The organism is Streptomyces sp. NBC_00335 (assembly GCF_036127095.1).
Lineage (GTDB): Bacteria > Actinomycetota > Actinomycetes > Streptomycetales > Streptomycetaceae > Streptomyces.
The window spans coordinates 2557872-2577295 of sequence record NZ_CP108006.1; the positions used below are offsets into that span (position 1 = coordinate 2557872).

Below are 19424 nucleotides of genomic sequence, written 5' to 3' on the forward strand. Positions count from 1 at the left end.
GGTGAGTTTGGACCAGGACCCTCCGGCCACCCGTCCGATGATCCGACAGGCCACGGGCCCGCCACCAGCCTTGTACCGGCCTCGCGGGGGCCCGGTACCAGCCGTGCCCCCGCGGATGTCACCGCCGTCCGCGCCCGGCGCGCGCCCGCTCGTACGGCCGCACGCCACGCATCCGTTCGCCTTCGCTACTCCGCTTCGGCGTCGCCGTCCACCGGAAGCGCGGCCTCGCGCGCCGCGTCCGGGCCCTCTTCCAGCAGGACGGCGAATCCGGCGTCGTCGAGGATCGAGAGCTTCAACTGCACTGCCTTGTCGTACTTCGAGCCGGGGTTGTCGCCGACCACGACGAAGGAGGTCTTCTTCGAGACGGACCCGGTCACCTTGGCGCCGCGGCTCTGCAGGGCTTCCTTCGCGCCGTCCCGCGTGTGGCTCTGCAAAGTGCCGGTGACGACGACGGTCAGCCCCTCCAGCGGGCGCGGCCCTTCGTCCTCGCCGGAACCTTCCTCCTCCATCCGGACGCCGGCCGCCCGCCACTTGCGCAGGATCTCCTGGTGCCATTCCTCGGCGAACCACTCCTTGACCGAGGTCGCGATGATCGCGCCGACCCCGTCGGTGGCGCCCAGTTCCTCCTCGGTCGCCTGCTCGATCCGCTCGATGGAGCGGAACGCGCGGGCCAGCGCCGCCGCCGCGACCGGGCCGACGTGCCGGATCGACAGGCCGTTGATGATGCGGGCCAGCGGCTGGGTCTTGGCCGCCTCGATGTTCGCGAGCATGGCCAGCGTGTTGGCCTTGGGCTCGCCCTCCTTGTTCGCGAAGAAGGTGACGATCTTCGGCTCGCCGGTCTTCGGGTCGATCTTGGGCTGACCCGAATCCTGGTCCCGTACGTAGGAGGTGATGGGGAGCAGCTGCTCCAGGGTGAGACCGAAGAGGTCGCCCTCGTTCGCCATCGGGGGGACCGAGGGCTCCAGCGGCTGGGTGAGGGCGGCCGAGGCCACGTACCCGAAGTTCTTGATGTCCAGGCAGGCGCGGCCGACCAGGTAGAAGAGCCGCTCGCGCAACTGGGCGGGGCACGTCTGCGCGTTGGGGCAGCGCAGGTCGATGTCGCCCTCCTTCATCGGCCGCAGCGGCGTCCCGCACTCGGGGCAGTCGGCGGGCATGACGAACTCCCGCTCGCTGCCGTCGCGCAGGTCGACCACCGGCCCGAGGATCTCGGGGATGACGTCGCCGGCCTTGCGCAGGACGACGGTGTCCCCGATGAGCACGCCCTTGGCCTTGACGACCTCCTGGTTGTGCAGGGTCGCGAACTCCACCTCGGAGCCCGCGACCGTCACCGGCGCCACCTGGGCGTACGGGGTCACGCGCCCGGTGCGGCCCACGCCGACCTTGATGTCGATCAGCTTGGAGTTGACCTCTTCGGGCGCGTACTTCCAGGCGATGGCCCAGCGCGGTGCGCGCGCGGTGGAGCCGAGCCGGCCCTGGAGGGCGATCTCGTCGAGCTTGACGACGACGCCGTCGATCTCGTGCTCCACCGAGTGGCGGTTCTCGCCGAAGTAGGCGATGAACTCGCGGACCTCGGCGAGGGTGGAGACCACCTTGTTGTGCTGGGCGGTGGGCAGGCCCCACTCGTGCAGCAGCTCGTACGCCTGCGACTGGCACTCGATCTCGAAGCCCTCGCGGGCGCCGATGCCGTGCACGACCATGTGCAGCGGGCGGCTCGCGGTGACCTTCGGGTCCTTCTGGCGCAGCGAACCGGCCGCAGCGTTGCGCGGGTTGGCGAAGGGCTTGCCCTCGGCCTCAACGAGCCGGGCGTTGAGCTCCTCGAACTTCTCCATCGGGAAGTAGACCTCGCCGCGGATCTCGACCAGGGCGGGGATGCGGTCGCCCCTCAGCCGGTCGGGGATGTCGGCGATGGTGCGGACGTTGGGCGTGATGTCCTCGCCCGTGCGGCCGTCGCCGCGGGTGGCGGCGCGGGTCAGGCGGCCGTTCTCGTAGGTGAGGTTGACGGCGAGGCCGTCGACCTTCAGCTCGCACAGGTAGTGGTAGTCGGAGGTGTTGGCGTCCCGGGCCACGCGCTCGGCCCAGGCCGCCAGTTCCTCGTCGTCGAAGGCGTTGTCGAGGGAGAGCATCCGCTCGCGGTGCTCCACGGAGGCGAAGTCCGTCTCGTACGCCCCGGCCACCTTCTGGGTGGGCGAATCGGGCGTGCGCAGCTCCGGGTACTGCTCCTCCAGTGCTTCCAGCGAGCGCAGCAGCTTGTCGAACTCGGCGTCGCTGACGACCGGCTGGTCGTTCACGTAGTACCGGAAGCGGTGCTCCTCGACCTGCTCGGCGATCAGCGCGTGCTGCTCGCGCAGTTCCGCCGGTACGGCCGATTCGCTGCCCTGCTTCTGTTCGGCTGCCATGCCGTGTCCTCCCGTGACCCGTCTCGATCCATCACTCAGGGTTGTCGGCGAGCGACCTCGCCGCCCTGACGCAGTGCGCCTGAACCGCCCGTGCGTAGGCGGGCGAAGCGCCCGCCAGACCGCACGCCGGGGTGACCACGACGGACTCCGCCAGAGTCCCCGGGGTCAGCCCCAGCCTGCGCCAGAGCTTCCTGACACCCATGACGCTACCGCCCGGGTCCGACAGCGGGCCGTCGGTCCCGGGCACCACTCCGGCGAAGAGTTTCGTACCGGCTTCGACCGCTTCCCCGATGGCGTCATCCTCGCGCTCGGTGAGCAAGGAGAAATCGAACGACACGCCCGAGACCCCGGCGCGTCGCAGCAGTCCGAAGGGCACTTCGGGGGCGCAGGAGTGGACGATCACCTCGCCGTCGTGGACGGCGAACAGCTCGCGCAGCGTCCCCTCGACGACCTGCCGGTCGACGGCGCGGTACGTGCGGTAGCCGCTGGCGGAGCGCACCCGCCCGAGGAGGACCGCGGTGAGCGAGGGCTCGTCGTACTGGAGGACGATCTCGGCGCCGGGGATCCGCTTGCGCACGTCGGCCAGGTGCTCGCGCACGCCCTCCGCGAGGGACCCGGCCAGGTCCCGGCAGGCGCCCGGGTCCTGGAGGACGGCCTCGCCGCCGTGCAGCTCCAGGGAGGAGGCCAGCGTCCACGGCCCGACGGCCTGGACCTTGAGCCGGCCCTGGTACCCCTGGGTGAACTCCTCCAGGGCGTCCAGGTCCTCGCCGAGCCAGGAGCGGGCCCGCTTGCTGTCGCGGCCGGGGCGGTCGCTGATCCGCCAGCCGCTGGGCTCGACGTGCGCGTACATGTCCACGAGCAGCCCGAGGGAACGGCCGATCATGTCCGCGCCGGGGCCGCGGGCGGGCAGCTCGGCGAGGTACGGGAACTCCTCGAAGGAGCCGGTGACGGTCTTGGCGGCCTCGCGGGCGTCGCCGCCGGGCAGCGAGCCGACTCCGGTGGCTCCGCCGGGGCGGCTCGCGCTCATCGGCCGGGCCTGACGGTGAGGTCGGTGACCACGGCGTCGCGGGGCAGGTCGACGGCCATCACGATGGTGGTCGCGACGGACTCGGGGTCGATCCAGTCGGCGGCGTCGTAGGACTCGCCCTCCTGGGAGCGGACCTTGGCCTGCATGGGGGTGGCGGTGCGGCCGGGGTAGACGGAGGTGACGCGGATGCCGTTCTCCTTCTCCTCCGCCCGCAGGGAGTCGGCGAGGGCCTTCAGCCCGTGCTTGGAGGCGGCGTACGCGCTCCAGTCGGCGTGGGCGGCGAGCCCGGCGCCGGAGTTCACGAACACGATGGTGGTGTGGGAGGCACGCAGGGTCGGCAGCAGGAGCCGGGTGACCTCGGCGGGGGCGATGAGGTTGACGTTGAGCTGCTGGTGCCAGGTCTTGGGGCGCAGCTCCCCCACCGGGCCGAGGTCCACGATGCCGGCGATGTGCAGGAGCGAGTCGATCCGCTCCGGGATCGCCTGCTTGGAGAAGGCCCACGACAGCCGGTCGGGGTCGGCGAGGTCTCCGACGAGCGCGCTGGATCCGGGGTACCGGTCGGTGAGCTGCCGGGCGCGGGCGGCGTCGCGGGCGAGCAGGACGAGGTCGTCGCCGCGGGCGTGCAGCCGGGCGGCGACGGCGGCACCGATGCCAGAGCCGGCGCCGGTGATCAGGTGAGTAGCCATAGCGCCCATGCTCGCATCCGGGCCGGGCCCCCGGTCCAACCGTCCGAACCCCAGCGGACCGGGTACCGGCGACCGGGGCACGGCAGCCCGGTCCGGCGCACGGTGCCGGTCCCCCGATCCGCGCCCGTCGTCACGGACCGGCGGCCTCGCGGTACGCCCTCTCGATCGCGGTGCGGGCGGCGGCTGCCGTGGCGACCCGAACGGCGGGTGCGAAGCCCCGGCCGACGGGGACGTGCGGGAGCCGGGCGACCAGCGCGGCCCGCGCGTCGCTGCGCGGCCCGGCCCACCGCTCCAGCGCCAGGTCCCGTACCTCGACGAGCGCGGCCGCCCGGTCCGACGCGGGCGGGTCGAAGCGCCCGCCGCAGGCCGCGCGGTGCTCGGACCAGCGGTCCTCCCAGAACTCCACGGTCCAGCCGGGCCATCGGCCGCCGACCGTACGGGCCCGGTCCCGGGCCGTGTTGAGCCACCAGCCGACCCGCCGCCGCTCCGGGTCGACGTGGATCCCGGCATCGGCCCACGACCGGTGGCTCCCGTGGTCCGGGGCGTCCCGGAGCCGTTCGAGCAGGGCGGGCCCCTCCTCGACGGGGTGGTCGTCGATGTCTGCGAGGAGGTGGCAGCGGCCGGGCCCGGGGCCGATGGTGACCACCGCCACGAGCGGGTCCGGGTCGGACAGTTCCTCGCCGTCCACCTCCAGCGCCGGGCCGGGGTACACGTCGCGGGACTCCTCCCGTGGGTCGAGGCCCAGGTGGGCACGCAGGCCGGCCTGCCCGTCGTGGAGCCACCGCACCTCCCAGCCGGGCCACGCGCACCGCAGCAGCTCCAGGGTGGCGGCCCGGGTGCGCGAGGAGGCGGCGGGCCCTTCCCAGGCGAAGAGCAGCAGGAGCCGCCGGGACGGGTCGGCGAGGACGCCCGCCTCGACCATGCCGTCGTCGTACCAGCCGTCCTGGGGTGCGTGGTCACGGAGGAAGGGCAGGGCCACGTCCGGGCCGGCCAGCAGGTCGAGGTCCAGGCCGATCGCTCCGAAGGACGAGTGGTGACGGGTCGGCCCGGCGGGGCCGGCGATCACGAAGACGGCCCGGTTGCCCACGGTCAGAGCCCGGCGGCTTCGCGGAGGCGGTCGGCCGTCTTCGAGGCGTCGTAGTCCGCCGGGACCCCGTCGACGAGGATGATGTCGCCCGCGATGTGGTCGGCGCGCAGCGGGATCAGGGCCTGGTAGGGGGCGGACGCGTACCAGGCGCGGGCCCGCTCCAGGTCCGGGAAGGCGATCACGACGATCGTGCCGGGCCAAGTGCCCTCCACGACCTCGACCTCCTTGCCGTGGACGAGGAAGCGGCCTTCGAAGGGGTCCATGGTGGCCTGGATCTCCTCGATGTAGCGCAGGACGTCCTCGTGCATGGTCTCGGGGCGTATGTGGGCGATGGCGTAGGCGGTCATCTCGGGCCTCTTCTTCCCTGCGGATCGGCTTGTCGGTCCGATCCTGCCTTCCGGTTGCCCCCAAGGCGATTACCTGGCAGGTCATCGGTCAGTGGCATTGACGACCTGAGCCTGCGTCAGTGGTGCGCAGGAGCAGCCGAATTCGGCTGGAAGGTGCGCCGGTAGGCGATCGGGGAGATGCCGAGTGCGGAACGCATGTGCTGGCGCAGCGAGTTCGCGGAGCCGAAGCCGGAGCGGTGGGCGACCAGGTCGACGGGGAGATCGCTGGTCTCCAGCAACTGGCGTGCCACTTCCAGGCGTTGACCGGTGAGCCACTGCACCGGGGTCATGCCGACCTCGTCGCGGAAGCGGCGGGTGAAGGTGCGCAGGCTCATCCGGGCGTGGGCGGCCAGCTCGGCCAGGGCGATCGGCTCCCCGAGGCGCTCCAGGGCCCAGGCCCGGGTGGCCGTGGTGGTGGCGACGGTGGGTTCGGGGACGGGCCGGTCGATGTACTGCGCCTGGCCGCCGTCCCGCCACGGCGGTACGACGCACAGCCGCGCGGCGCGGTTGGCCACGGCCGTGCCGTGGTCCTGGCGGATCATGTAGAGGCAGAGGTCCACGCCGGCGGCGACCCCGGCGGAGGTCAGGATGTCCCCGTCGTCGACGAAGAGCACGTCCTCGTCGAGCTTGACGCGCGGGAAGGCCCGCTGGAAGGCGGGCGCCTTGATCCAGTGCGTGGTGGCGGGCCGGCCGTCGAGCAGGCCGGCGGCGGCGAGCACGTAGGTGCCGGTGCAGATCGACACCAGCCGGGTGCCGGGGCGGATCGCGGCGAGGGCGTCGGCGAGCGGCCGGGGCAGGGGTACGCCCTGCTCCAGCGCCATCATGACGTTGGTCGGCGGGATGATCACCGTGTCGGCGGCCGCGAGGGCCTCGGGCCCCGCCGAGACCCCGACCGTGAAGCCCGCGTCGCTGGTCACGGGCTGCCCGTCGACGGTGCAGACGGTCACCTCGTAGAGCGGCTTCCCGGAGTCGTCGACGGCGTTGCCGAACACCCGGGACGGCATCCCGAGCTCGAACGGAGGGACGCCTTCGAGGGCGAGTACGGCGATCCTGTGCATGGCCAGATCCTGTCACAGGGTGGCCGTACGGCCAACACCATGGCCTCGCTCCGGGAACGAAGCTGGTCCGGCAGCAACAGCGGACACACGTCCGGACACACTTGAGGAGAAACACATGCGCGCCATCGTCGTCAGCCAGTGGGGCGGACCCGAGGTACTGACCGAGACCGAGCTGGACCGGCCGGAGCCGGGCATGGGCGAGATCCTGGTACGGGTCCACGCGGCCGGGGTGAACCCGGTGGACTGGAAGACCCGGGCCAGCGGCGCCCTCATCCCCTGGGGCCCGGTCCCGGCCGTCGGCTGGGACGTGTCCGGCACGGTCGAGGCCGTCGGACCCGGGGTGACCGTCTTCCAGCCGGGCGACGAGGTCTTCGGCATGCCGCGCTTCCCGCACCAGGCGGGCGCCTACGCCGAGTACGTGACGGCCACGGCCCGGCACTTCGCCCGCAAGCCCGAGACGCTCGACCACGTCGAGGCGGCGGCCCTGCCGCTGGCGGCGCTCACGGCGTGGCAGGCGCTGAACGACACCGCCGGCGTGCGGCCGGGCCAGCGGGTCCTGGTGCACGCGGCGGCGGGCGGCGTGGGGCACTTCGCCGTCCAGATCGCCAAGGCGCTCGGCGCGTACGTGATCGGCACCGCCAGCGCCGCCAAGCACGAGGCGCTCCGCTCGCTCGGGGCCGACGAGCTGGTCGACTACCGGACCACCGCTTTCGAAGACGTGGTCTCGGACGTGGACGTGGTGATCGACGCCATCGGCGGCGACTACGGGGCGCGCTCCCTGAAGGTGCTGCGCCCGGGCGGGCACCTGATCACCCTGAACGGCCCGGACGACGTACCGGCCGACGCCGAGGGCTTCCGGACCGGCTGGACCCTCGTCGAGCCGGACCTGGCGGGCCTGAAGGCCATCGCCGCGCTCGTGGCGCAGGGCGAGCTCCGCCCGCTCATCGACACCGTCCTGCCCCTGTCGGAGGCCGCGAAGGCGCACGAGATCGGCGAGCGGGGCCGGACCACCGGCAAGATCGTCCTGACGGTGGTCTGACCGGGCGGCCCGACTAGGCCGTCGCGGTCGCGGTCGCGGACGCCGTGGCCCGGGTGGTCGCGGAGATCGTGGCGGAGCCGACCACGCGGGTGCCGTCGTAGAGGACGATCGCCTGGCCCGGGGCCACGCCGCGGACGGGCTCGGAGAAGCGGACGCGCAGTTCGCCCTCCACCAGCTCGGCGAAGACCTCGGTCTCGCCGCCGTGGGCGCGCAGCTGCGCGGTGTACGTGCCCGGGGCCGCCGCGGTGGAGCCGCACCAGCGGGGGCGGATCGCGGTGAGGGCGGTGACGTCGAGGGCCTCGACGGGGCCGACGGTGACGGTGTTGTTCACCGGGGAGATGTCGAGGACGTAGCGCGGCTTGCCGTCGGGGGCCGGGTGGCCGATCCGCAGGCCCTTGCGCTGGCCGATGGTGAACCCGAAGGCGCCCTCGTGGGTGCCGACCTTCTCACCGGTGGCCTCGTCGACGATGTCGCCCTCGGCCTTGCCGAGGCGGCCGGCGAGGAAGCCCTGGGTGTCGCCGTCGGCGATGAAGCAGATGTCGTGACTGTCGGGCTTCTTCGCGACGGCCAGCCCCCGCTCCTCGGCCTCGGCGCGGATCTCTTCCTTGGTGGTGAGGGTGTCGCCGAGGGGGAAGAGGGCGTGGGCGAGCTGCTTCTCGTCGAGCACGCCGAGGACGTAGGACTGGTCCTTGGCCATGTCGGAGGCGCGGTGCAGCTCGCGCGTGCCGTCCTCGTTCAGGACGACGGTGGCGTAGTGGCCGGTGCAGACGGCGTCGAAGCCGAGGGCGAGGGCCTTGTCGAGCAGCGCGGCGAACTTGATCTTCTCGTTGCAGCGCAGGCAGGGGTTCGGGGTGCGCCCGGCCTCGTACTCGGCGATGAAGTCCTCGACGACGTCCTCGCGGAACCGCTCGGCGAGGTCCCAGACGTAGAACGGGATGCCGATCACGTCGGCGGCGCGGCGGGCGTCGCGGGAGTCCTCGATCGTGCAGCAGCCGCGGGCTCCGGTCCGGAAGGACTGCGGGTTCGCGGACAGGGCGAGGTGGACGCCGGTCACGTCGTGCCCGGCTTCGACCGCGCGGGCGGCGGCGACGGCGGAGTCCACACCGCCGGACATGGCGGCCAGGACGCGGAGGGGGCGGGGGACGCTCGGCAGGTTCTCAGTCATAGCACCGTCCAGGGTACGGGGGAACCGAGCGGGGTCACAGCGCGTTCTCGGTGACAGGGGGTGGATCACCATGGGGAGCAAGAGCGACAAGGGCGGTACGGGCAACAAGGGACGGCCCGGGCGGACCCGCAGGGCGGTGCTGTTCGGCGGGCTCGGGGTGCTGACGGCCGCGGCGGTCGCCGGGCGCGATGAGATCGGGCGGGCCTGGTGGCTGGTGCCGGGGGTCTCCAAGCCGAGGAAGGAGGGCGAGCTGGACCACGCGGGGGCTTCCTGGACGGCGGCCTCTCCGGCGAACTGGCGGCTGGCGGACCGGCCCGCGGACTACCGGGTGGACCGGATCGTGGTCCATGTCACGCAGGGCGGCTTCAAGTCCTCGGTGGACGCCTTCAGGAATCCCTTCCACCGGGCGTCGGCGCACTACATAGTCGGCCAGGACGGCCACATCGAGCAGATGGTGCGCGAGCTCGACGTCGCCTTCCACTCGGGCAACCGCTCCATGAACGAGCGCAGCATCGGCATCGAGCACGTCGGGTTCGTGGACCGGCGAGAGGACTTCACGGACGCGATGTACGGGGCCTCGGCGAGGCTCGCCGCCGACGTCTGCAAGCGGTACGGGATACCCGCCGACCGCAAACACTTCCTCGGCCACTCCGAGGTGCCGGGAGCCGACCACACGGACCCCGGCCGCCACTGGGACTGGGGCCGCTACCTCCGCATGGTCAACGAGGCCGGCGCGGCGGCGGCGTAGGCCCTTCCTTCCCGGTCACGGCACTAGCTGAGCCCCGCCGTGCGGGCGCGGGACACGGCCGGGCCGATGGCCGCGGCGACCGCGTCCACGTCGGCTTGCGTGGAGGTGTGGCCGAGGGAGAAGCGCAGGGTCCCCCGGGCCAGGCGCGGGTCGGTGCCGGTGGCCAGCAGCACGTGGCTGGGCTGGGCCACGCCGGCCGTGCAGGCGGAACCGGTGGAGCACTCGATGCCCTGGGCGTCGAGCAGGAGCAGCAGGGAGTCCCCCTCGCAGCCGGGGAAGCTGAAGTGGGCGTTGGCGGGGAGCCGGCCGTCGGGGTCTCCGCCCAGGACCGCGTCGGGGACCTCGCGGAGCACGGCGGCGACGAGCCGGTCGCGCAGGGCGCCGATCTCGGTGGCGAACTGTTCGCGCCGCTCGGCGGCGAGGACCGCGGCCACCGCGAAGGCGGCGATGGCCGGGACGTCGAGGGTGCCGGAGCGGACGTGCCGCTCCTGGCCCCCGCCGTGCAGGACGGGTACGGGGCTCTGGTCGCGGCCGAGCAGCAGCGCGCCGATCCCGTACGGTCCGCCGACCTTGTGGCCGCTCACGGTCATGGCGGCGAGTCCGCTGTCGCCGAAGCGGACGTCGAGCTGGCCGAAGGCCTGGACGGCGTCGGAGTGCAGCGGGACGCCGAACTCGCGCGCGATGGCGGCCAGTTCGGCGATCGGCATCACGGTGCCGATCTCGTTGTTGGCCCACATGACGGTGGCGAGGGCGAGGTCCTCGGGGTTGCGCTCGATCGCCTCGCGGAAGGCGTCGGGGTGCACGCGCCCGTAGCGGTCCACGGGCAGGTACTCGACCTGCGCCCCCTCGTGCTCGGCGAGCCAGTGCACGGCGTCGAGGACGGCGTGGTGCTCGACGGGGCTGGCGAGGACGCGGGTCCGGGCGGGGTCGGCGTCGCGGCGGGCCCAGTAGAGCCCCTTGACGGCGAGGTTGTCGGCCTCCGTGCCGCCGGCGGTGAAGACCACCTCGCTCGGACGGGCCCCGAGGGCGTCGGCGAGGGCCTCGCGGGCCTCCTCGACGGTGCGGCGGGCGCGGCGGCCGGCGGCGTGCAGGGAGGACGCGTTGCCCGTGACGGCGAACTGCGCGGTCATCGCCGCAGCGGCCTCCGGCAGCATCGGGGTGGTGGCGGCGTGGTCGAGGTAGGCCATGATCCCCCGATTCTACGAGTCCCCCGCACCCGGGTTCCCCAGCCGGTCCCTTCCACCCCCCTGACGGACCCCCGGCCTCCGCGGCGACCCGTCGCTCGGGGCGGGCGAAGTCCCCTACCCGCCCTTCCACCGTTCCCAGGGCTCCGCCCTGACCCGTCGGGCCCCGGGCTGCGCCCGAGCCCCTGGGGCTCCGCCCCGGACCCCGCGCCTCAAACGCCGGCGAGGCTGGATCTTCCAGCCCGTCCGGCGCTTGAGGACCGGGTCCGGGCAGCGCCCGGGGAACGGGCGAAGGGCGGGTAGGGGAACTCCGCCCCCGCAGAGCCGAACCACCCGCACCCGCGTGGCGGTGCGCGCTCCGCGTCAGGAAGGGGCGACCACGCGGGGAGCGCTCGCCAGCTGACGGGACTGGGCCACCAGTCGGTCCTCCGAGTCCCAGACCTCCGCGTCCTCCTCCAGGAAGCCACCCGCGAGGTTCCGCGTGGTGATCGACACCCGGAGCGGACCGGGCGCGGGCCGGTGGCGGATGTGGGTGGTGAGTTCCACCGTCGGGGTCCAGCCGAGCAGGCCGAGGTCGAAGGAGGTCGGCGGGAGCGCGTCCACCGCGAGCAGCAGGGAGAACGGGTCCGCTTCGCGGCCGTCCGCGAGCTCGAACCAGGCGCGCATCTCGCCCTTGCCCGAGGGCTGTCCGATGGCCCAGCCGGCGGTCGCCGGGTCCAGGCGCAGCCGGAGCCGGTCCACGATCGCCGAGCTGCCGGGGATGGGGGCCGGGCCGGCCTCGGGGCCGAGGCAGTCCTCGTAGGCCGGGATGACGGGCGGCAGGGCCGTGGTGTGGACGGAGTCCGGGAGCGCCGCGAGGTCCCCGTAGGAGGCCAGGACGCGGATCCGCTCGATCTCGGCGCCGCTCTCGTCGAACTGGAACAGGGAGGCCTGCCCGGTGGAGAGCGTGCGGCCGACCCGTACGACCTCGGTGCGGATCACGGCGGGGCCGGGGACCGACGAGGTCAGGTAGTGCGCGGAGACCGTGAAGGGGTCCGGGTGCGGCAGGGCCGCCGACAGGGCGCGGCCGACGAGGGCCAGGAGGTAGCCGCCGTTGACGGCGGTGATGATCGTCCACCCGGCGGAGAGGTCCGCGTCGTACACCCCGGGCTCGCCCGCGCGGGCGGTGACGGTGGTGTCGCGGTCGAACTCGCTGTCGCCGATGGACGCCTTGGCAGCTGCGTGTGACATGGAACGACCGTACACCCGAGCCCTACTAAGCGGTAGCTTTCCTTGGTGTGGCGGCCGCTACGGCGCACCGGTCGGGGCTACGGCTCCTCCGACACCGACGAGCGGCGGTTCCACGCGAGGGGCGCGCGCCAGTGGTAGCGGATGGCCAGCAGCCGCAGCACGAAGGTGGTGACGATCGCCAGGCCCGTGGTGATGGCGTTCAGGTTGTCGAAGCTGATGAAGAGCGCCACCATCGAGGCGCCGATGACGGCCGGCACGGCGTACATCTCGCGGTCGCGCAGCAGCGAGGGCACCTCGTTGACGAGGACGTCGCGCAGCACGCCCCCGCCGACGGCGGTCGCCAGGCCCAGCGCGGCGGACGCGGTGAGGCCCAGGCCGTACTCGTACGCCTTGGTCGTACCCGTCACGCAGAACAGCCCGAGGCCGGCCGCGTCGAAGACGTTGATAGCGCGGTTGATGCGCTGGACCTCGGGGTGCAGGAAGAAGACGAGCGCGGCGGCGACCAGCGGTGTGACGAAGAACCCGAGGTCGCCGAAGGCCGCGGCGGGGGTGGCGCCGATGACGATGTCGCGGAACAGGCCGCCGCCGAGGGCGGTGACGAGCGCGAGGACGACGATGCCGAAGACGTCGAAGTTCTTGCGTACGGCGAGCAGGGCGCCGGCCGTGGCGAAGACGAAGATGCCCATGAGGTCCAAGGTGTGCTGGACTCCGGGCGGGAAGAGATCGTGGATCACGGGAACATTCTGCCGGTCGCCCGGCGGCGGGCCGGAACGGGTGGGGCGCGGCCCCGGTTCCCCGAGGGGGCGGGCCCCACCAGGTCGGGACCGCACCCCGTGCGGCTGCGGGCCGTGGGCCTGGTGCGGCGCCGCCGTCAGGGGCTCCGCCCCCGAACCCCCGCGCCTCAAACGCCGGCGGGGCTGATTTTGCGGGGCGGCGCCGTGAACAGTCGGCCCGCACGGGCCTCATGAGCCCCGCGGCGCCGTGCGCGGGCGGGGCTGATTTTGCCCGGCGGTGCCGGCGGGGCTGGTTCTGCCCCGCCGGCGTTCCGTCAGTCCGTCGGCTTCGCCACCGCGTCCGCCGCGCCCGGCAGGGCCGGGTCGCCCGGGGCCTGGTCGGGGGCGTTCTCCGGGTGGTGGCAGGCCACCTGGTGGCCGGTCTTCAGCGCGATGAGCGGGGGCTCCTGCGTCGTGCAGACCTGGGTCGCCTTCCAGCACCGGGTGTGGAAGCGGCAGCCGGAGGGAGGGGAGATCGGCGAGGGGACGTCGCCCTTGAGCAGGATGCGGCCGCTCTTGGCTCCGCGCCGGCGCGGGTCCGGCACCGGGACGGCCGACATCAGGGCCGTGGTGTACGGGTGCATGGGCGCCGTGTAGAGGGACTTGTTGTCCGCGAGCTCGACGATCTTGCCGAGGTACATGACCGCGATCCGGTCCGAGACGTGCCGGATGACCGACAGGTCGTGCGCGATGATCACGTACGTGAGGCCGAGCTCCTGCTGGAGGTCGTCCAGCAGGTTGACCACCTGGGCCTGGATGGAGACGTCCAGGGCGGAGACCGGCTCGTCGGCCACCACCAGCTTCGGCTTCAGGGCCAGTGCGCGGGCGATGCCGATGCGCTGGCGCTGGCCGCCGGAGAACTCGTGCGGGTAGCGGTTGTAGTGCTCCGGGTTGAGGCCCACCAGGGAAAGGAGGCGCTGGACCTCCGCCTTGAGGCCGCCCTCGGGCTCGACGCCCTGGAGCTTGAACGGGGCGCTGACGATGGTGCCCACCGTGTGCCGCGGGTTCAGCGAGCCGTAGGGGTCCTGGAAGATCATCTGCACGTCGCGGCGCATCGGGCGCATGCCGGACACGCTCAGGTGCGTGATGTCCTTGCCCTCGAACTCGACCTTTCCGCCGGTCGGTTCGAGCAGCCGGGTGATCAGTCGGCCCATGGTCGACTTGCCGCAGCCGGACTCGCCGACGATGCCGAGGGTCTCACCGGGGTAGACCTCGAAGTCGATCCCGTCGACGGCCTTCACGGCCCCGACCTGGCGGCGCAGCAGTCCCTTGGAGATGGGGAAGTGCTTGACCAGGCCGGTCACCCTGAGCAGCGGCTCCGGGGAGGCCACCGCCTGGGCCGGGACGACGGCCGTCTCGTTCTTGCTGTTGTCGGGCGCAGTCATGTCGGTCACAGCTTCGGCGCAATCTCTTCGGTCCAGATCCGGTCCCGCTGCTCCGGGGAGAGGTGACAGGCGGCCCAGTGTCGGCCGGCGCCCTCCGCGGAGGTGTCGACCAGGGACAGCTCGGGCCGTACGGTCCGCGTGACGTCGTCCTTGGGCAGGTCGGCGTACGGGCACCGGGGGTTGAAGGCGCAGCCGCTCGGGATGTTGATCAGGCTGGGCGGCGAGCCCTTGACCGGGATGAGGCGCTCGGTCTGCTCGCGGTCGATGCGGGGCATCGAGCCGAGCAGGCCCCAGGTGTACGGGTGCCGGGGTTCGTAGAACACCTTCTCCGCGCTGCCCCGCTCCACGCACCGGCCGCCGTACATCACGAGGAGGTCGTCGGCCATCTCGGCGACCACGCCGAGGTCGTGCGTGATCATGATGACCGCGGAGCCGAACTCCTTCTGCAGGTCCCGGATCAGGTCGAGGATCTGCGCCTGGACGGTGACGTCCAGGGCGGTGGTGGGCTCGTCGGCGATGAGCAGTTCGGGGTTGTTGACCAGCGCCATCGCGATCATCGCGCGCTGGCGCATGCCGCCGGAGAACTCGTGCGGGTAGCTGTCGACCCGCTTGTGCGGCTCGGGGATGCCCACGCGGTCCAGGAGCTCGACGGCCCGCTTGCGGGCGGTCTTCTTGTCCGCCTTGTTGTGGACCCGGTAGGCCTCGGCGATCTGCTTGCCCACGGTGAAGTAGGGGTGCATCGCCGACAGCGGGTCCTGGAAGATCATCGCGATCTCCCGGCCGCGCAGCTTGCGGACCTCTTCCTCGGGGCTGGACAGCAGTTCCTTGCCGTCGAGCCAGATCTCCCCGGAGATCCGGGCCCGCTGGCGGCCGTACTGGCCGACCCGGTGCAGGCCCATGATGCCCAGCGAGGTCACCGACTTGCCGGAGCCGGACTCGCCGACGATGCCGAGGGTCTTGCCCTTCTCCAGCGTGAAGGAGAGCCCGTCCACGGACTTGACCAGGCCGTCTTCCGTGGGGAAGTGGACCTTGAGGTCGCGTACGTCGAGGAACGCGGTGCCGGGCGCGCCGGAGGCGACGGGCTCGTTCAGTGCGCCCGTCACGGCGGGCGTCGTCGAATCGGTCATGACAGCCTCACTCGGGGGTCGATCACCGCGTACAAGAGGTCGACGACGAGGTTGGCCGCGACGACGAAGAAGGCGGAGATCAGGGTGATGCCGAGAATGACCGGCAGGTCGTGCTCGCTGATGGCGCGGACGGCGCTGTAGCCGAGGCCGTGCAGCGAGAAGGTGTACTCGGTGAGGACCGCGCCGCCCATCAGCGCGCCGAGGTCGAGACCCAGGACGGTCAGGATCGGCGTCATGGTCGAGCGCATCGCGTGCTTGCCGATGACGACGGGTTCCGTCAGCCCCTTGGCGCGCGCGGTGCGGATGTAGTCCTCGTTGAGCACTTCGAGCATGGTCGCGCGGGTGAGTCGCGCGTACATCGCCGCGTAGAGGAAGGCGAGCGAGATCCACGGCAGGACCATGCCGTTGAACCAGGTGCCCGGATCCTCGGCGAAGGTCTTCTCCGGCCGTCCGAACCAGCCGAGCTGGTCGGAGAAGAAGGCGATGGCGAGCATGCCGGTGAAGTAGATCGGGAGGGAGACGCCGGCGAGGGCGAGGCCCATCGCCGAACGGTCCAGGACCGTACCGCGCTTGAGGGCGGAGATGACGCCGGCGGCGACACCGCCGATCACCCAGAGCACGACGGCACCGGCGGCGAGCGAGAGGGTGACGGGCAGCCAGTCGGTCAGCAGCGGCCAGACCTCCTGCTCGCTCTTGAAGGAGTAGCCGAAGCAGGGCGCGGCGCAGTGCGTGACGTCGTTGCCGTTGGCGTACGTGCGACCCGCCACCAGCCCGACGACGAACTTGCCGAACTGGACGAGGATCGGGTCGTCGAGACCCATCTTCTGCCGGATGCCCTCGATGGCGGCGGGGTCGGACTGCTTGCCGACGAAGTACAGGGCCGGGTCCGTCCCGATCATCTTCGGGAAGAGGAAGAAGATTCCGAAGGTCACCAGCGAGATGACCAACAGCATGACGATGACGGCGAAGATCCGCCGGATGAGATATGCAAGCACTGCGCTCGGCCTGGCCGCGGCCCGGGGACGCCCTCTTCTGGAGAGCGCCCCCGAGCCGCCGCCGCGGCCATCACCTGCCCTTCGTGCCTAGCGGGTGTGGCACTGGAACTGAATCGGACGGTTTGTTTACTGGACGCCGAGCGAGGCGTAGTCGTACCGGCCGTTGTACGCGTCCGACGTGTAGACGTTCGTCAGACGGCTGCTGCGCCACGAGATCGTCTTGTCGTAGACGAAGGGCAGGTAGACCGCGGCCTCGGAGACCTTCTGGTTCATCTGCTTGTAGATGTCGCCGGCCTTGACCGGGTCGGTCTCGGCGATGGCCTGGTCGAACAGCCCGTTGATCGCCGGGTCGTTCAGCTCGGAGAAGTTGTTGTTGCCGCTCTGCAGGATGAAGCGACCGTCGACCAGCGGCTGGGAGAAGCCCTGACCGGTCGGGAAGTCGGCGCCCCAGCCCATGATGATGATGCCGTAGCCCTTCTCCTTGACCACCTTCGGCGAACCGATGATGCCGGAGGTCTGGGCGCCGTCGAACTGGTCGATCTGGGCCTCGATGCCGACCTGCTTCAGGGCGTTCTGCAGGGAGACGGCCGTGGCGACCTCGACCGGCTTGTTGTTGCGGACCGCGATGGTGGTCTTGAAGCCGGTCTCCTTGCCACAGGCCTTCAGAGCGGCCTTGGCCTTGTCGACGTTCGGCTTGCCGTCGTTCTTCAGGACCTCGTACGGGTCGTACTTGCCGTCAGCGCCCTTGATGCCCAGCGGCAGCATGTTGGGGGCGATGTCGCCACCGGCCTGCGGGCCGCCGCGGGCGGTCTGCAGGGACTTCTTGTCGGCCGCGTAGATGACGGCCTTGCGGCACTCGATGTTGTCGAACGGCGCGACGGTCTGGGGCATCACGGCGTACCGGATGAAGCCGGTCTGGCCGTTGTCCAGGTTGTCCTTGTGCTCCTTCAGCGCGGTGGCGCGGGCCGCCTGGCCGATGCCGGTCGCGTTGATGTCCAGGTCGAACTCGCCGTTCATCAGGCGCTTGTCCATGTCGTCCGCGTTCGCCATGAACGTGACGGAGATGGAGTCCGGGAGCGCCTTGCGGATGGTGTCCGACTCGGGCTTCCAGTTGGTGTTGCGCGAGAGCTTCATGCTCTTGTTGGGCTCGTACGAGTCGATCTTGTACGGGCCGTTGGAGAAGGGCTTGAGGCCGTACTTGGCCGCGGTGTCCTTCTCCTGCTTGACCGGGCTGGCGGCCGGCATGGCCAGCATCTGCTCGAAGTCACCGTTGGGCGCGGGGAGCTTGAAGATGATGGTCTTCGCGTCCGGGGTCTCGATCGCCTTCAGGCCGAGCTTGTCCGCGCTGGGGTCCTTGTACGGGCCCGGGTACTCGAGCTTCGGGTCGAGGACCTGCTGCAGGTAGACCGGGCCGCCGGAGATGACGTCCTGGGCCCAGGTGCGCTCGATGCCGTACTTGATGTCCTGGGCGGTGACGGGGGTGCCGTCCTCCCAGGTCACGTTGTCCTTGAGGGTGTACTTGTAGGTCTTGCCGCCGTCGCCGATCTCCGCGTTCGCGGTGGCCAGGTCGGGGACGAGCTCGGTGCTCTTGGAGCCCGGCTCCGCCTTGAAGCTGACGAGCTGGCGGGTGTAGTAGCGGGAGAAGTCCCACATGAAGCCGTAGTAGCCGCGCTGCGGGTCCCACGAGTCGGCTTCCTGCGTACCGACGAACTTCAGCTCGCCGCCCGCCTTGGTGGAAGCGTTGGCGACCTTGCCGATGGCGGCGTTGAAGCCGCCCGACGCTGCCGGCTTGTCTTCCTTCCCCTTGCCGTCGTCGCCGCCACAGGCGGTCGCGGACAGCATCGTCGCGAGCACGACGGCCGTGCCGGCGACGAGCCTGCGCTTGGACATGCGATGGGTAGTCACGATGCTCGCAACCCTCCGTTGTGATTCCGGTACGAAGCCGGGTTCCGGTGTGCCCTGCGGTTCTGACCTACGGGTGCCCTGCGGGATGACCTGCGGGGACGGCTAACGGGAGCCCTTCGGGTCGAGGGCGTCGCGGACGCCGTCGCCGAAGAGGTTGAAGGCCAGCACGGTGATGAAGATCGCCATGCCGGGGAAGATCATGAAGAGCGGGTCGTCCTCATAGGTCCGCACGGCCGTCGAGAGGGTCTCGCCCCAGGAAGGCGTGGGCGGCTTGACGCCGACACCCAGGAAGCTGAGCGCGGCCTCGGTCAGCACGTTGGTGGGGATCATGAGCGTCGCGTAGACGGTGATCGGCGCGACCAGGTTCGGGAGCAGCTCGCGGAAGAGGATGTACATCCGGCCCGCGCCCAGGCTCCGCGCCGCTTCGACGTACTCCCGTTCGCGCAGCGACAGGGTCTGTCCGCGGACGATGCGGCCGATGTAGGGCCAGCCGAAGAAGCCGATCACCAGGACCAGTACGGCGATCCGCAGGCCCGATCCTTCGAAGCCCCAGAGCTTGGCCGGGACGACCGAGACCAGCGCGATGATGAAGAGCAGCTGCGGGAAGGCGAGCAGCAGGTCCATGACCCGGCTGATGGCCGCGTCGACCCAGCCGCCGAAGTAGCCGGCGACGATGCCGAAGAAGGTGCCCAGCGAGACCGCCACGAAGGCGGACAGGAAGGCGACCAGCAGCGAGATGCGGGCGCCGTAGACGATGCGGCTGAACACGTCGCGGCCGTTGACCGGTTCGATGCCCAGCAGGAAGTCGCCGCTTATGCCGCCGTAGTCGCCGGCCGGCAGGCCCAGCAGCGGGTCCAGCAGGTCTTCGTGCAATTCCTCCGGGGGGTGGCCGAACGCGCTGACGATCAGCGGCGCGAACAGTGCGACGAGGATCAGCAGGAGCACGACGAAACCGCCGGCCAGCGCGACCTTGTCGCGCTTGAGCCGCATCCAGGCGATGCGGCCGGGCGAGCGGCCTTCGATGGCCTTGGCGGGGACGTCGGCTACGGACACGGGTGCGGGTGTCTCCGCGCTCATGTCGTGCAGTGGTGCCGTCATCGTGGTGGGGACCCCTCTCGGCCGACGGGTGGGCCGGCCCATGCCCGCCGCTGTGGCGGCGTTGGTGCGGAGTGGCGCTCGGAGTGCGAGGTACGGACAAGCGAATTTCCTGAGGCGGGGCAAACCCAGGCAACC

The 19424-nt window shown here is 71.5% G+C and carries 17 protein-coding genes; 2 read left to right on the forward strand and 15 right to left on the reverse strand.

Annotation, left to right across the window (positions count from 1 at the left end):
- Positions 1–185: 185 nt before the first annotated feature.
- The 6 genes from ligA to OHA37_RS11220 form a co-directional block, all read right to left on the reverse strand.
- Complete coding sequence (gene ligA / locus OHA37_RS11195) at positions 186–2396, reverse strand: NAD-dependent DNA ligase LigA (RefSeq protein ID WP_266904197.1); 2211 nt, start codon at positions 2394–2396, stop codon at positions 186–188.
- 31 nt (positions 2397–2427) lie between these two features.
- Positions 2428–3423, reverse strand: coding sequence for a methionine synthase (locus OHA37_RS11200; RefSeq protein WP_266904199.1), 996 nt, complete (start codon positions 3421–3423; stop codon positions 2428–2430).
- Positions 3420–4109, reverse strand: coding sequence for an SDR family oxidoreductase (locus OHA37_RS11205; RefSeq protein ID WP_266904201.1), 690 nt, complete (start codon positions 4107–4109; stop codon positions 3420–3422). Before OHA37_RS11205 ends, OHA37_RS11200 begins: the two co-directional genes overlap by 4 nt.
- Positions 4110–4239: 130 nt before the next feature.
- The gene (locus OHA37_RS11210; protein ID WP_266904203.1) at positions 4240–5196 is read right to left on the reverse strand and encodes a hypothetical protein; all 957 of its coding nucleotides are present in this window, start codon (positions 5194–5196) and stop codon (positions 4240–4242) included.
- A gap of 2 nt (positions 5197–5198) precedes the next feature.
- Positions 5199–5543, reverse strand: a complete 345-nt coding sequence (locus tag OHA37_RS11215; protein WP_266904205.1) for a DUF1330 domain-containing protein — start codon at positions 5541–5543, stop codon at positions 5199–5201.
- A 116-nt stretch (positions 5544–5659) separates the two neighbouring features.
- Positions 5660–6640 (reverse strand): GlxA family transcriptional regulator, encoded by a 981-nt coding sequence (locus OHA37_RS11220; RefSeq protein WP_266904207.1) that lies wholly within the window; start codon positions 6638–6640, stop codon positions 5660–5662.
- Between the two features lie 115 nt (positions 6641–6755).
- On the opposite strand from OHA37_RS11220, the gene OHA37_RS11225 reads away from it, so the two are divergent.
- Positions 6756–7679 carry an NADP-dependent oxidoreductase gene (locus OHA37_RS11225; protein WP_266904209.1) on the forward strand — a complete coding sequence of 308 codons (924 nt, stop codon included), beginning with the start codon at positions 6756–6758 and terminating at the stop codon, positions 7677–7679.
- Between the two features lie 13 nt (positions 7680–7692).
- Here OHA37_RS11225 and mnmA read toward each other — a convergent pair whose 3' ends face one another.
- The gene (gene mnmA / locus OHA37_RS11230) at positions 7693–8844 is read right to left on the reverse strand and encodes a tRNA 2-thiouridine(34) synthase MnmA (RefSeq protein WP_266904211.1); all 1152 of its coding nucleotides are present in this window, start codon (positions 8842–8844) and stop codon (positions 7693–7695) included.
- Between the two features lie 70 nt (positions 8845–8914).
- Here mnmA and OHA37_RS11235 point away from each other — a divergent pair, with 70 nt between their 5' ends.
- Positions 8915–9592 carry an N-acetylmuramoyl-L-alanine amidase gene (locus tag OHA37_RS11235; RefSeq protein ID WP_266904213.1) on the forward strand — a complete coding sequence of 226 codons (678 nt, stop codon included), beginning with the start codon at positions 8915–8917 and terminating at the stop codon, positions 9590–9592.
- Positions 9593–9615: 23 nt separating this feature from the next.
- On the opposite strand, the gene OHA37_RS11240 is transcribed toward OHA37_RS11235, so the two are convergent.
- From OHA37_RS11240 to OHA37_RS11275, 8 genes are all read right to left on the reverse strand, one after another.
- Positions 9616–10779, reverse strand: a complete 1164-nt coding sequence (locus OHA37_RS11240; RefSeq protein WP_266904215.1) for a cysteine desulfurase family protein — start codon at positions 10777–10779, stop codon at positions 9616–9618.
- A 360-nt stretch (positions 10780–11139) separates the two neighbouring features.
- Complete coding sequence (locus tag OHA37_RS11245; protein ID WP_266904217.1) at positions 11140–12006, reverse strand: thioesterase family protein; 867 nt, start codon at positions 12004–12006, stop codon at positions 11140–11142.
- 77 nt (positions 12007–12083) lie between these two features.
- Entirely contained in the window at positions 12084–12692 is a 609-nt protein-coding gene (locus tag OHA37_RS11250) for a trimeric intracellular cation channel family protein (protein WP_443046296.1), read from the reverse strand.
- 362 nt (positions 12693–13054) lie between these two features.
- Positions 13055–14164, reverse strand: a complete 1110-nt coding sequence (locus tag OHA37_RS11255) for an ABC transporter ATP-binding protein (RefSeq protein WP_266904221.1) — start codon at positions 14162–14164, stop codon at positions 13055–13057.
- Between the two features lie 5 nt (positions 14165–14169).
- Complete coding sequence (locus tag OHA37_RS11260; protein ID WP_266904223.1) at positions 14170–15291, reverse strand: ABC transporter ATP-binding protein; 1122 nt, start codon at positions 15289–15291, stop codon at positions 14170–14172.
- Positions 15288–16286: an ABC transporter permease gene (locus OHA37_RS11265; protein WP_266904225.1), complete on the reverse strand. Its 999-nt coding sequence runs from the start codon at positions 16284–16286 to the stop codon at positions 15288–15290. The genes OHA37_RS11260 and OHA37_RS11265 overlap by 4 nt, the downstream gene beginning before the upstream one ends.
- Positions 16287–16412: 126 nt before the next feature.
- A complete protein-coding gene (locus tag OHA37_RS11270) occupies positions 16413–18191 on the reverse strand; it encodes an ABC transporter substrate-binding protein (RefSeq protein ID WP_443046148.1) in 1779 nt (592 codons plus the stop codon).
- 102 nt (positions 18192–18293) lie between these two features.
- Entirely contained in the window at positions 18294–19289 is a 996-nt protein-coding gene (locus OHA37_RS11275; RefSeq protein ID WP_266904227.1) for an ABC transporter permease, read from the reverse strand.
- Positions 19290–19424 lie beyond the last annotated feature (135 nt).

Bases quoted from the DNA above. Each gene is read 5' to 3' on its own strand.
- ligA (WP_266904197.1), bottom strand. From the start codon at position 2,396: ATGGCAGCCGAACAGAAGCAGGGCAGCGAATCGGCCGTACCGGCGGAA.
- OHA37_RS11225 (WP_266904209.1), top strand. From the start codon at position 6,756: ATGCGCGCCATCGTCGTCAGCCAGTGGGGCGGACCCGAGGTACTGACC.
- OHA37_RS11245 (WP_266904217.1), bottom strand. From the start codon at position 12,006: ATGTCACACGCAGCTGCCAAGGCGTCCATCGGCGACAGCGAGTTCGAC.
- mnmA (WP_266904211.1), bottom strand. From the start codon at position 8,844: ATGACTGAGAACCTGCCGAGCGTCCCCCGCCCCCTCCGCGTCCTGGCC.
- OHA37_RS11275 (WP_266904227.1), bottom strand. From the start codon at position 19,289: ATGACGGCACCACTGCACGACATGAGCGCGGAGACACCCGCACCCGTG.
- OHA37_RS11200 (WP_266904199.1), bottom strand. From the start codon at position 3,423: ATGAGCGCGAGCCGCCCCGGCGGAGCCACCGGAGTCGGCTCGCTGCCC.
- OHA37_RS11235 (WP_266904213.1), top strand. From the start codon at position 8,915: ATGGGGAGCAAGAGCGACAAGGGCGGTACGGGCAACAAGGGACGGCCC.
- OHA37_RS11240 (WP_266904215.1), bottom strand. From the start codon at position 10,779: ATGGCCTACCTCGACCACGCCGCCACCACCCCGATGCTGCCGGAGGCC.
- OHA37_RS11220 (WP_266904207.1), bottom strand. From the start codon at position 6,640: ATGCACAGGATCGCCGTACTCGCCCTCGAAGGCGTCCCTCCGTTCGAG.
- OHA37_RS11260 (WP_266904223.1), bottom strand. From the start codon at position 15,291: ATGACCGATTCGACGACGCCCGCCGTGACGGGCGCACTGAACGAGCCC.
- OHA37_RS11215 (WP_266904205.1), bottom strand. From the start codon at position 5,543: ATGACCGCCTACGCCATCGCCCACATACGCCCCGAGACCATGCACGAG.
- OHA37_RS11255 (WP_266904221.1), bottom strand. From the start codon at position 14,164: ATGACTGCGCCCGACAACAGCAAGAACGAGACGGCCGTCGTCCCGGCC.
- OHA37_RS11250 (WP_443046296.1), bottom strand. From the start codon at position 12,692: ATGGGCATCTTCGTCTTCGCCACGGCCGGCGCCCTGCTCGCCGTACGC.
- OHA37_RS11205 (WP_266904201.1), bottom strand. From the start codon at position 4,109: ATGGCTACTCACCTGATCACCGGCGCCGGCTCTGGCATCGGTGCCGCC.